Raw genomic sequence first — 9,521 nt, 5'->3', positions numbered from 1 at the left:
CGCAGGTCGACGCGGAGCACATGGGCGTGCGCTGTCCCCTTGGCCGCCGGGATGTCGAACTCCTCGTAGGTGACACCCGGCGCGATCCGGCACCGGCGCCGCCCGCTCGGCCGGGCCCGCGAGCGCGGCCAGGAGTTCGGGCCGGGAGGGACCCGGATCGGAGGAGTGCGGTGCCTTGCGGCCGAGTTCGGCGGCCTTCTCCGCCAGGGCGGGATCGGTGAACACCTCCTCGGCGGTGGCCAGCAGCGTGCCGCTGTCCGCGAAGGCGCGCAGCAGTTCCGGGTCCCGCAGCTTCGCGGTGTCCAGCGCCCTCTTGAAGTGCCAGTCGCGGTCCCCGGTCTCGTACGGGGCGGGGACGTCGCGCAGCGCGGCGTCGATCTCGGCGAGCCGGTGCCGGTCCCACTCCGCCAGGCCCTGCTGCATCGGGGAGAGCGAGGCCCGGGTGGCCTCGTCGAACCGGAGGGCGAGCTTCTCCGGGTCGCCGGTGCCCTCCGCGCGCAGGAGGTCGCGCAGGAGGGTGACGTGCAGGGCGCCCATGGACATGCCCAGTCCGAAGAGGGGGTTGGTGGTGGCCCAGGCGTCGCCGATGCTCAGCAGGCCGGTCGCCACCGGCCGGCCGTCGGCCACGAACTGCCGGTGCCGGGCCTCCATGCCGGACATGGCCATGATCCCGCTCATCGGCTCGCCCGCCTCGGTCAGGTGGGCGATGTCGGGGAAGAGCGCCGCCGCCCGGTGCCAGGCGCCGGGTTCGCGCAGGGCCCGCAGCGCGCGGTCGCTGCCGGACACCCCCAGGGAGACCGCCCACGTTCCGGCGTCGCCCTCGATGGCGACGGTCGTCACGGTGTCGTAGTGGGTCACCCGCCACACCGGCCACTTCGGCAGCCTGCCGTCGGCGGACCGGAAGTACCGGGTGTAGGCGAGGAAACCGGTCCCGGCCCGCTCCTCCACCGGACCGGGAGCGCCGAGGTCCCGGAGCATCCGGCCCACGGGCGAGTTCCGGCCGCCCGCGTCGACGACCAGGTCGGCGTGGAGGGTGTCACCGCCCCGGGTGAGCACCCCGGTGACGTGCGGCCGTCCGGGGACCCGCTCCCGGCCGGTCAGCAGGGCGGAGACGGCCGTGTCGCGGCGGACGGTCAGCCTGGGGGTGCGGGCGGCCACGGCGGTGAGCGCGGCCTCGATGACGGGCCGGCGCGCGATCATCATGGCGAACCGCTCGTCGCCCGGGCGCCGACCGCCGATCGCGTCCAGCTCCCAGGCGCCGGCGAGCAGGTTGCACGGCACTCCGCCCAGTGCCGTCAACTCGGTCACGGTCTCCGGAAGTTCGTCCGCCAGCGTCCGGTACGCCGCCGGCAGCAGGATGTGCGGATGCCGGAACTGGTTGGCCCCGGGCCGCTCCCACGCGTCCCACGCCTCTTGCGGGCCGCCCTCGGGAGCGCCCGGGTCCCGGTCGAGCACGGTGACCCGGTGTCCTTCCCGGGCCAGCAGCATCGCGGCCGTCAGGCCGACGGGTCCGGCTCCCACCACGACTGTGTCCATTTCAGTGCCTCCTGGTATCGATCAGCGACAGGAGCCACCCTCGGTCCGCGTGGCGCTCACCCACCAGACAGGTCCGGTGCTCGCGACTGCTCGCTTGTGCTCACTCCGGTGACCGGTGTCAGCTCGTGCCCGTCCCGTGGATCTCCCGGCGCCACAACGCGTCGCACATCCGCGTGATGCCGGTGCCCAGGTGCCTGCGGTACGTGCTGAAGGGCAGCCCCAGCCGGGTGGCGGCCGCTTCCTGGGTGGGCGCGCCGTGCAGATAGGTCGCCGCCACCGCCCGGTGGTACTTCTCGCCGCCCCGCTCCGCGCGCAGCGCGTCGACGGCCCGGGTCAGCAGTTCCCGCAACTCGATCCCCTGCCCGGCGGCCACCCTGCTGCGGGCGAGCGGATTCAGCGAGAGGTCCTCCGCCCGGGACAGCCCGCGCAGCGCGTCCCGTACCGCCGCGTCGAACTCCGGCCGGGACAGTACGGCGGACTCGGTGGCCGGCCCGGGCGCCGCCGGTTCGGGCACTCCGGGCACGCCCGACAGCATCAGCCGGGTCTTCTCCTCCGCCCAGGCACGGATCGACTGCGCCCGCCAGTCGCTTGTGTACAGGTCGTACGCGAGCCGGCCGACCCGCGGCCGGTCCCCGGTCGGCGTCAGGCCGAGGCTCGTCGGATAGGGCCGCCAGAAGTCTCCGGACCGTATGGCGATGTACGACCAGGCCAGCCCTCCGCCGGAGCGGGCGACCTCGGCCAGGGCCCGCCACTGGTGGAGATCCTCGACCGGCGAGATCTTGGGGTGTTCCGGTGAGGTCACGGAGAAGCGGGCCACGGCGAGATGCTCGCCGGAGCGCAGGGCGGCCGTGCTCCGGGCGTGCTCCCAGGCAGCCGCGACCACGGGGTCGACGTCCTCGCCGCAGGGCTCGGCCAGCCGCAGCCAGGCCGAGAATCCCACGATCCGGCCGTCCCGTGCGGCCCGGCAGACCCGGAACGCCTCCGGCTGCCTGTCCAGCCAGAACCGCGCGACGGCCGCCGACCCGGGCCCTTCGACCTCGGTCGCGAGGTCCAGGACAGTGGCGTGGTCGGCCGGTTCGCAGGCGGTCAGTTGCACCTCGCCCTCGCCGCGCCAGCTGTTGTAGGCGGCCATGTGCCGGTCGGTCCGGTACAGGTACATGAACGCGCCGACGGCGCCGAGCATCCCGCTCTCGGGTGCTGTCCGAATCTGTTCGAACAGGTGGCGGCCGAGTCGGTTGTGCAACTCGGCGTAGCCTTCGGGGTCTCGCCAGCGCAGGTCCGCCTCCAGCACCTCGCGCACCACGTCGTGCGGGAACAGCCCGCTGCGGGCGGACTCGACGAAGGGCAGGCCACGCAGCCAGGCGAACATCGCAGCCGCTTCGTCCCCCAGTACGGCACGCAGCAGCGTCTCCGTGGTCAGGTACGCGTGGGCGCACACTTCCAGGGCCCGACGGTGCACCGGTGACGGGACCTCACCGGCCAGTCGGGGAAGCAGGGTGGCGATCGCGTCCCGGCCGGGTTCCCAGCCGTCCGTTCCGGTCGCGTCCCGCTCCGCCACCGCCGCGGCGAGTGCCAGGGCGAGGGGATGGCCGCCGGTGAAGGCGAGCAGGGCGGGTCGTGTCTCACGCGGCACGCCACGGGCACGCAGGAAGGCGGTCGCCTCGTCCGGAGCGAGGCTGCGCAGGGCCACCGTGCACAGCAGGTCCAGCCACCCCGGGTCGGACGTCCACCCGGCGTCCGGTGGCTGTCGCCCGGCGACGACCACGAGTGCGCCGGCCGGCAACCGGACCAGGAACCGGTCCCGCAGCCAGCTCTCGAGGCCCTGGCAGCGCTCGAAGGTGTCGACGAGCAGGACGGCCCGCTCTTCGGCGAGCACCGCCCCGGCCTCCTTCTCGAACGCCTCGGGCGTGGGCTCGACGAGCCGGCCGTCCACCTCGACCACGTCGCGTCCCGTCGCCCGCGCCTCGGCCGCGAAGCGGCGCAGCAGCATGGACTTCCCGATGCCGCCGGGCCCGTGCACGTAGAGCACCGCGGGCGCCTTCGCGTCACCGGACAGCGCGGAGCGGAAAACGCCCAGCTCCGCCGCTCTTCCCGCGAAGAGCCGGTCCCGCGCCCGCTGTACCCGGTCCCCGACCCTGGTGGTTCCGCCGCCGCTCATGGCCGCCCCCTCTTCCGATCAACGGAAGACTCACACCACGAAGGGCCCGTCGGCAAAGACGGGCCCTCATGCATGCGACGGGCGACGGGTCTACGGCTTGGCCGTCCCGGCTCGGTCGTCGCAGCGCGCGGCGGCGGCCCTCAGGGCCTCCAGCCATGCCACGAGGGACCCCTCCAGGGCCGCGCGCATCCCTTCCGGGTCGGCTTCCACCGGTGCGCCCGCCCAGGATTCGAGGGTGGTGACGACCGTGCCGCCGGTGGTCGGCTCGAAGGTCCACACGTGGATGCCGTCGATGCCGTGGGCGGGGCCGCCCCACACGGTGCGGCGCAGGGGTCGCACTTCCAGCACGCGTGAGCTGATGTTCATTCCGGCCGTCTCCCAGTCGAAGACGCCGCCCTCGGAGAAGTCCCCGGAAAGGCGGGCCTTGTCGATGCCCTCGTGCCAGTCCGGCCAGGCGTCGACGTCGGTGTGCAGCGCCCAGAGCGTCTCTGGGGTGGCCTCGATGGTGGTGGTCAGCTCGACGACGACGGGGGCCGAGCGGTCGATGTCCTTCACGACTTCCTTCTCTGTACGTCGGTTCTGCGAGGGGTGCGGTCCTGCGATGGGTCAGTCCCGGTCGGCGATCCATGAGCCGTGGATTCCGGCGGCGACCCGGCGCGGCAGGTGCACGGTGGCGACGGGACCGGCCGTGATGCCGGTGGCGTCCAGGACGAGGAGCTGGGAGGCGTCCGCGTGCAGGTCGCTGACGACGGTCAGCAGATAGCCGTCGTCCTCCGAGGTGCCGTGCTCGGCGGGGACGAAGACCGCCTCGCTGGGAAGCCGCCCGTCGCCGACGTTCAGGAGGGAACGGGCGCCGGCGGTCCGGTCGTACTTGACGACGCCGAAGTTGCCGGCACCGCGGTCGTCCGGGAAGGCGATCGCGTACTGGTAACGGTGCCTGCGGCCGGCCAGTTCCTCGTTGATGGTGGGGAATTCCACGACCAGGTCGTCGACGTTCTCTTCGCGCACGGTGCCGGCGGTCAGGTCGACGACCCACTGCCGGTTGACGGAACGGGAGTTGGGGGTGGCCCCGCGCTCCGGTGATCCCACCCACCAGTTCCACGACCGCCCAAAGCCCTCCCGGTCCACGGTGGGGCCCTCCAGCACGATGCGGCCCCGTTCGTCCTCGTAGGCGTTGGCCGCGTGCAGCATCGATCCGGGTTCGATGCCGAACCACCGGACCTTCGCGGCCCCGCCCGCCCCGCGCGGCAGCACCCCGATCCGGGCCGGCTGCTCGTCCTTCCAGGCATAAGGGATGCCCGAGGTCTCGGTCGGGTCGAAGGTGACCGTTCCCTCGACGAACACCACGTACCGTTCGGTGACGGCGAAGTCGTGCTTGAGCGACGGTCCGGCATCCGGGACGTCCTCGCTGCGCAGCAGCTCTCCCTTCTCCGAGGCGACGTGGTACGTCAGGTACGGCGGGAAGGGGGACGAGCTGAAGAAGTGCAGTTCGCCGCTGACCGGGTCCTGCTTGGGGTGGGCGGTCATGACGTTGGTCAGCTTGCCGTCGAAGTCGTACGGCCCGACCGTCTCCAGCCGCGGCGTCAGCTCGAAGGGGAGGTTGGACTCGCACAGCGCCAGCAGCCGCCCGGCGTGCTCGATGACGTGGGTGCCGGCGGTGCTGGCCGTCAGGTCAGGGCCCTTCTCGGTCATGTAGGGCGCTCCGTCCAGGGCCGGTGTGCGGACCCAGCGGTTGCGGTACCACTCGGCGCGCCCCTCGCGCAGCCGGATGCCGTGCACCATGCCGCTGCCCTTGAACCAGTGGGTGGGGGTGACACCCGGCTTGGGGTTGTGGCCGTTGCGTATGAGCCGCCCGGACAGTTCGGGAGGCAGATGTCCCTCGACGCGCAGGTCATGGGCGGTGATCTCGTCGACGTGCGGGGTGTAGTGGCCGGTCAGGTACGGCTTCATGAGGGTTCCCTTTCTCCGGCCCCCTGGGGGGCGCCGGTCGTTGTGCGGGCGCCGGTCCTCTGGTGGACGGCGGCGCCGATGGCGGTCAGTACGGCGATGAGGGCCGCGCCGGCGAAGGCGCGGCGGTAGCCGTGCGCCAGTGCCGCCGGACCGGCGGCGGCCGTGCCGTGCGCCGGCGCGGCGAGGGAGGCGAGGACGGCGAGGCCCAGTGCCCCGCCGACCTGTCGCGTGGTGTTGACGAGCCCGCCCGCCACCCCCGTGTGTGGTGCGTCCACGCCGGTCACGCCGAGCGCGGTCAGCGGCACGAAGGCGAGGCCCAGGCCGAGACCGATCAGGATGGTCGGGCCGAGCAGATCGGCCAGGAAGGCACCGTCGAGAGGAAGGCGGGCCAGCCAGAACAGTCCCGCGGCGAGGACGACGAGGCCGGGCACGAGCGTTCCGCGCAGCCGTCCGGCCAGGGCGGAGGCCGCCATGAGTGCGCCGGCCAGGGGCAGTTGGGTGAGCCCGGCCGTCAGCGGCCCGTAGCCGAGGACCTTCTGCTGGTAGAGAGGCAGGAAGAAGAACGTGCCGACCCACACCGTGCCGAGCGGCAGCATGAGCAGGTTGCCCGCCACGACCGACCGGTTGCGCAGCAGCACGGGAGGTACCAGCGGGTCCTCCGCGCGGCGTTCGATCGAGACGAGGGCCAGCAGCAGGAAGATCCCGGCCGCCGGCACCAGATCGCGTACGACGGACCCGTCCCGTGAGCCGAAGCCGTACACGAGCAGGAGCAGACCGGTGGTCATGGCCAGGGCCCCCGGCAGATCGAGCGAACCGGTGCGGTCGCGGGCGTCACGGGGGACGAGGCCCGGCACGGACAGCAGAACGGGGACGGCGGCGACCGCGCTCACCGCGAAGACCGACCACCAGCCCAGGGCATCGGTCAGCACCCCGCCGAGCAGGACGCCCGCCGCACCGCCCGCCGCCGAGGCCGCTCCCCACAGGCCGAGTGCCCGGCCGCGGACCGGACCCGGCGGGGACTGCGCCAGCAGGAGCACCAGGGCGGCCGGTGACAGAACGGCGGCGCCGGCGCCCTGTACCGCCCGCGCGGCGATGAGCGCACCGGTCCCCAAGGGAATGCCCGCCGCGAGTGATCCGGCGGTGAACAGGACGAGCCCGGCGACGAAGCCCCTGCGACGGCCGAAGACGTCGGCCAGCCGTCCGCCCACCGGCAGCAGCGTGCCGAAGGCGAGGAGATAGGCGTTCACGACCCAGGTCAGTCCGGTCGGTCCGGTGCCGAGAGCGCGTCCGACGGCGGGCAACGCCACGTTCACGACGGACGTGTTGAGGACGACGAGGAACTGTGCCGAGGCGAACAGGGCGAGGGCGGCACCGGCGCGGCGCGCGGGTGCGTACGGCAAGTGTGCGGGAGCGGGCATGACGACCTTTCGTGCTGCCGCCGACCGGACAGCCGCCCCGGTCGAGGCTTCCCCGAACCGCCGCGTCGGCAAGGCCCATGCTGTCCCGGTTCGTGGAGCGTCCCCAGACCGGTCAGGTGCTCACTCCTGCTCAGTGGTGCTCGCCTGTGCCCGGTGGTACGCCCGCCTGTCGACGTACGGTGTGTCTTGTCGTGCCGACGCACAAGTACGCGAGGACACAGGGGGTTTCGGGGGGATGGCGATGGAGCGGGTGTCCGGAAGTCTGGCGGAGCGGCTGAACTCCGCGCGGGACAGGGCGTTCGTCGGCCGGTCGGCCGAGCTGCGGCGCTTCCGGGCCGCGCTGCGGCGGGAGCCGGGCGCGGGGGCCGTCCTCTATGTGCACGGTCCCGGAGGGGTCGGCAAGTCGGCGCTGCTGAGGCGCTTCGCCGACGAGGCCCGCGACGCGGCACGCGTCGTCGTCGAGGTCGACGGCCGGCTCATCGACCCCTCTCCGCTCGGCTTCGAGTTCGAGGCGGCGAAGGCGGCCGGCGCGGAGGCCGGGGACGACGTCGTCCTCCTCGTCGACGCGTTCGAGCGGTGCCAGGGCCTGGAGGGCTGGCTCCGGGACCGGTACCTGCCGCACCTGCCCGAGCGTGCCGTCGTGGTGATCGCGGGCCGGCTGCCGCCGAGTACGGCGTGGACGGTCGACCTCGCCTGGAGCGAGGCCCTGGAGGTCCTCCCGCTCGCACCGCTCGACCCGGCCGCCTCCGCCGCCCTGCTGGAACGCAGGGGCGTGGCCACCGCCCTGCGCGCACCGGTGCTGTCCTTCGCGGGCGGCCACCCCCTGGCGCTGACCCTCGCCGCCTCGGTCGCCGTCAGCGACGCCGGCCCGCGGGCGACCTGGGAGCCGACCCCCGATGTCATCGCGGCCCTGCTCGCCGCCCTGGTGGGCGACCTGCCCTCCCCCACGCACCGCATGGCGCTGGAGACGGCCGCCCACACCATGACGACGACCGAGGGGCTGCTGAAGGCGGTGATCGGCGAGGCGGACGCCGGTCCGATGTTCACCTGGCTGCGCGGTCTGCCGTTCGCCCAGTACGGCCGCCACGGGCTCTTCCTCCACGACCTCGTGCGCGAGGTGCTCGACCGCGACCTGCGCTGGCGCGACCCGCAGGGTTACGAGCGGATGCACCGCCGGGCCGGGCACCACCTGCTGGCCCGGGTCCGCACGTCGGCCGGCTCCGAGGTGATGAGCGCGGTGCGGGCGCTCACCTACCTCAAGCGGTACGGCCCGATGGCGCCCTACTTCCAGGACCTGGACCAGGAAGGGGACGTCTACGAGGACACCCTGCGCCCCGAGGACCACGACACCCTGGCCGAGATGGCCGAGAAGGCCGAGGGCGAGCGCTCCGCCCGGATCGTGCGCCACTGGCTGGCGCACCAGCCCTCGGCGTTCCTGGTGTACCGGCGGACCGACACCGGCGAGACCGTCGCCTTCATGACCTGGCTGCGGCTGACCGGGCGGGGCGAGGAGGCCGGTGCCGACCCGGTGGTGTCGGCGGCCTGGGACCACGTCGAGCGCGACGCCCCGCTGCGCCCGGGCGAGCACCTCCTGCTCTGCCGCTTCATGGTGGACCCGGAGACGTACGGCGGGATCTCCCACGTCGGCCACCTCATGCAGCTGCGCATCTGCGTCGACTGGATCAGGTCCCAGGGGCTGGGCTGGTCCTTCATCCTCAGCCCCGACGCCACGCTGTGGTCTCCTCTGATGTCCCACCTGGGGCACCATCCGGTCTTCGACACACCGTGGGACCGCGGACGCCTCTTCACGATGTTCGCCTGCGACTGGCGGGTCACCCCGCTGGAGATCTGGTTCGACCGCACCCAGCCGGGGGCCCTCTCCGACACGCCCGTGCCCCCGGCCGCCGACCGGCCGGCCTCGGAGACCCTCACCCGGGCCGACTTCGACCGGGCGGTCCGGGACACCCTGCGCGCCCTGCACCACCCCGACGACCTGCGCGCCAGCCCGCTGCTCTCCTGCCGCACGGTCGCCGTCGAGGCCGAGTACGGAAACACCGACCCGGTGGACTCGCTCAAGCGCCTGCTCACCGAGACGATCGCCGCGCTCCTCGACGAACCCCGTGGCGCCAAAGCGCACCGGGCGATGGTGACGACCTTCCTGGAACGGCCCCGCACCCAGGAGGCGTCCGCGCAGCGGCTCGGCCTCCCCTACAGCACCTACCGGCGGCACCTGGCGCACGGTGTGGAGCGCGTGTGCGAGCTGCTGTGGCGCAGGGAGAGGAGCGAGGCGTCATCCGGGTGACCGTGCGGCCGGGCCGGCGAACAGCCGGGCACCGGTGGCTCCCTGGCGTGCGCGGGCCGGTGCGGACCCGGCCGGAGGACGTGCGCGGCGCCGCGTACCGCGCTGCTCCACGCCCTCCGGCTCGCCGCGTTCTGGCCGGTCGGTGTCTTGTCCTCGC

General features: G+C 73.4%; 6 protein-coding genes. 1 reads left to right on the top strand and 5 read right to left on the bottom strand.

Going from position 1 to position 9,521, the window contains the following annotated elements; all coding sequences use genetic code 11:
• The 5 genes from ABZ340_RS27505 to ABZ340_RS27485 form a co-directional block, all read right to left on the bottom strand.
• A partial coding sequence (locus tag ABZ340_RS27505; protein ID WP_358784512.1) for an FAD-dependent oxidoreductase occupies positions 1-1,536 on the bottom strand: 1,536 nt, incomplete at its 3' end.
• A gap of 118 nt (positions 1,537-1,654) precedes the next feature.
• Positions 1,655-3,694 carry an ATP-binding protein gene (locus ABZ340_RS27500; protein WP_358784511.1) on the bottom strand — a complete coding sequence of 680 codons (2,040 nt, stop codon included), beginning with the start codon at positions 3,692-3,694 and terminating at the stop codon, positions 1,655-1,657.
• A gap of 90 nt (positions 3,695-3,784) precedes the next feature.
• Positions 3,785-4,249 carry an SRPBCC family protein gene (locus tag ABZ340_RS27495; RefSeq protein WP_358784510.1) on the bottom strand — a complete coding sequence of 155 codons (465 nt, stop codon included), beginning with the start codon at positions 4,247-4,249 and terminating at the stop codon, positions 3,785-3,787.
• Positions 4,250-4,300: 51 nt separating this feature from the next.
• The gene (locus ABZ340_RS27490) at positions 4,301-5,644 is read right to left on the bottom strand and encodes a carotenoid oxygenase family protein (RefSeq protein ID WP_358784509.1); all 1,344 of its coding nucleotides are present in this window, start codon (positions 5,642-5,644) and stop codon (positions 4,301-4,303) included.
• Positions 5,641-7,062, bottom strand: a complete 1,422-nt coding sequence (locus ABZ340_RS27485; protein WP_358784508.1) for an MFS transporter — start codon at positions 7,060-7,062, stop codon at positions 5,641-5,643. The genes ABZ340_RS27490 and ABZ340_RS27485 overlap by 4 nt, the downstream gene beginning before the upstream one ends.
• Positions 7,063-7,312: 250 nt before the next feature.
• Between ABZ340_RS27485 and ABZ340_RS27480 the strand changes: the two genes are divergently transcribed.
• Positions 7,313-9,364, top strand: a complete 2,052-nt coding sequence (locus ABZ340_RS27480) for an AAA family ATPase (RefSeq protein WP_358784507.1) — start codon at positions 7,313-7,315, stop codon at positions 9,362-9,364.
• Positions 9,365-9,521: the final 157 nt, after the last annotated feature.

Source organism: Streptomyces sp. NPDC006134 (assembly GCF_040628835.1).
Classification (GTDB): Bacteria; Actinomycetota; Actinomycetes; order Streptomycetales; family Streptomycetaceae; genus Streptomyces.
Note: the sequence above shows the minus strand (reverse complement) of the source record. Positions and strands in the feature narration are given on the sequence as shown.